The organism is Phenylobacterium sp. (genome assembly GCF_036402295.1).
GTDB lineage: Bacteria > Pseudomonadota > Alphaproteobacteria > Caulobacterales > Caulobacteraceae > Phenylobacterium.
Genome location: NZ_DASWTE010000407.1, coordinates 1 through 2,462, shown reverse-complemented (window position 1 = coordinate 2,462; position 2,462 = coordinate 1). Strand labels below are relative to the sequence as shown.

At 70.7% G+C, this 2,462-nt stretch carries 3 protein-coding genes; 1 reads left to right on the top strand and 2 read right to left on the bottom strand.

The genetic code is table 11. The features are described 5' to 3' along the window. Window positions 1-573: phosphotransferase (locus VGD44_RS23625; RefSeq protein ID WP_331090837.1), on the bottom strand; the 573-nt coding region annotated here is incomplete at its 3' end. 110 nt (window positions 574-683) lie between these two features. On the opposite strand from VGD44_RS23625, the gene VGD44_RS23620 reads away from it, so the two are divergent. Continuing rightward, window positions 684-1,112 carry an SRPBCC domain-containing protein gene (locus tag VGD44_RS23620; RefSeq protein ID WP_331090836.1) on the top strand — a complete coding sequence of 143 codons (429 nt, stop codon included), beginning with the start codon at window positions 684-686 and terminating at the stop codon, window positions 1,110-1,112. Here VGD44_RS23620 and purD read toward each other — a convergent pair. Then, entirely contained in the window at window positions 1,109-2,383 is a 1,275-nt protein-coding gene (gene purD, locus VGD44_RS23615; protein WP_331090835.1) for a phosphoribosylamine--glycine ligase, read from the bottom strand. The two genes, VGD44_RS23620 and purD, sit on opposite strands and share 4 nt — an antisense overlap. Between the last annotated feature and the right edge of the window lie 79 nt (window positions 2,384-2,462).

Genomic DNA, 2,462 nt, shown 5'->3' with positions numbered 1-2,462 from the left:
CTTGTACTGCTTGGTCCAGCGATCGACCTGGCGGGCCATGTAGTTGCCGGGCTTGCCGAAGTCCGACAGGCCCACGGCCTCGACGTCGGTGTTGTGCAGGTCGGCCAGGGTCTTGATCTTGGCCAGGATGATCTCCCGGCGTTCCGCGGGCGAATAGGCCGGCAGCGACTGGTCCCAGAGGATCCGGCCCTCGACCATGTCCATCACGTAGAACATGGTGCCCACCACGCTCTCGTCGGTGCAGAGGCCGTAGGGCCGCGCGACCGGGAAGCCGGTGGGATAGAGCGCCGAGATCACCCGGAACTCACGGTCCACCGCATGCGCCGACGGCAGGAGCTTGCCCGGCGGCTTGCGGCGCATGACGTACTTCTTGGTGGGCGTGATCAGCTGGTAGGTCGGGTTCGACTGGCCGCCCTTGAACTGGCGCACCTCCAGCGGCCCGGCATAGCCTTCGACGTTGGCCTTCATCCACGCCGCGAGCGCGCCCTCGTCGAAGCGATGGCTTTCGGCGACTTCCTTGGTGCCGGTGTTGAGCGCCTCGCGCTCCTGCTCGGCGGTGACGGCTTCGGCCATGGCGCTCTCCCACGCTTCGTACATTTGTTTGAACCTCTTTTACCGGTGACGCAGCGGCGGGCAAGGCGCGAACGCTTGACGCGCGGGCGACCGCCCCGCAGAGGCGGGACATGGTCGAGGACGTCATGTCGGTCATCGAGGTCGCCGCCCCGCGCGAGCAGGTGTGGCGCGCGCTCACGGAGCCGGCGCTCGTGGTCCAGTGGATGGGCGCGCTCCGCTTCCGCGCCGAAGCCGGCCACGTATTCTATCTGCAACCCGACCGGGCGCGGCGGCTGGCGGGCGACGTCACGGACGGCATCGCGTGCCGCATCGAGATCCTGGATCGGCCGCGGCGGCTCACCTTCTCGTGGGATCTGCCTGACACCTCGGTGGACATCCGCCTGCGGAACATCCCCGGAGGCACCCACGTGCGCCTCGTTCACTCGGGCTGGGACCGTTTCGACGACCGCGAGACCGAGAACGTCCGCGGCGGCATGGGCCACGCGTGGCACAGCGTGGCGCTCCCGGCGCTCAAGGCGGTGGCGGAGTCAGCCCCCTAGGCGCGCTCCAGCGCGCGCCAGCCGATGTCGGTGCGGCAGAAGCCGTCGGCGAAGTCGATCTTCGCCACGGCGGCGTACGCCTTCTCCTTCGCCTCGCGCAGGGTCGCCGCCCGGGCGCAGACGTTCAGCACACGCCCGCCGGCCGCGCGCAGCATGCCGTCCGCGTCGCACGTCGTGCCCGCATGGAACACCGCCACGTCGGGTCCGAAGTCCGCGTCGGCGCCGTGGATCGCCCCACCGGCCACCGGCGTCCCGGGATAGCCCTTGGCCGCCAGCACCACGCAGATCGCCGCCTCGTCCCGCCACGTCGGCTCCGGCATCTCGGCCAGCCGGCCCTCGGCGCAGGCCATCAGATACGGCACGAGATCGCTCTCGAGCCGCAGCATCAGCACCTGGCACTCGGGATCGCCGAAACGGACGTTGAACTCGACCAGCTTGGGGCCGTGCTTCGTGGCCATCAGCTCCACGAACAGCACCCCGCGATAGGGCGCCCCGTCGTCGGCGATACCCGCGAAGGCCGGCTCCACCAGGCGCGTGCGCACCTGCTCCACCAGCTCGGGGGTGAAGACGGGCGCCGGAGAATAGGTCCCCATGCCGCCGGTGTTCGGGCCTTGCTCGCCGTCGAAGACGCGCTTGTGGTCCTGGGCCCAGCCGAAGAGCATCGAGGTCTTGCCGTCGCACAGGGCGAACAGCGAGCCGATCTCGCCCTCCAGGAACTCCTCGATCACCACCCGCGCGCCCGCCGCCCCAAACCGGCCGCCGAAGGCGTCGTCGATGGCCGCCTCGGCCTCGGCGCGTTGCGGCGCGATCACCACGCCCTTACCGGCCGCCAGGCCGTCGGCCTTGATCACATAGGGCGGCTCGAACCGGTCCAGCGCCGCCTTGGCCGCATCGGCGCTCTCACAGACCGCGTAGGCCGAGGTCGGCAGCCCGTGGCGGTCGCAGAACGCCTTGGTGAAAGCCTTGGAGCTCTCGAGCTGTCCCGCCTGGGCGGTCGGCCCAAAGCACGGGATCCGCGCCGCCCGCAGCGCATCGGCCAGGCCGACGGCGACGGCGGACTCCGGGCCGATGACCACGAGGTCCGCGGCGATCTCGTGGGCCAGGACCACAAGAGCTTCGACGTCGGTAGCCGCCACGTCGCGCAGCTCGCACTGGGCCGCCATGCCGGGATTGCCCGGCGCCGCCACGAACCGCTTCACGAGCGGCGACGCCGCGATCTTCCACGCGAGCGCATGTTCGCGGCCGCCGGACCCAACGAGCAGGATGTTCATGAGGCGCCGCTTTGGCGCGGGCGCCCCGTCGGGTCAAGCCGCGACCGTTCCCTTCACCCAGCGGCGCACCGCCTCAAGG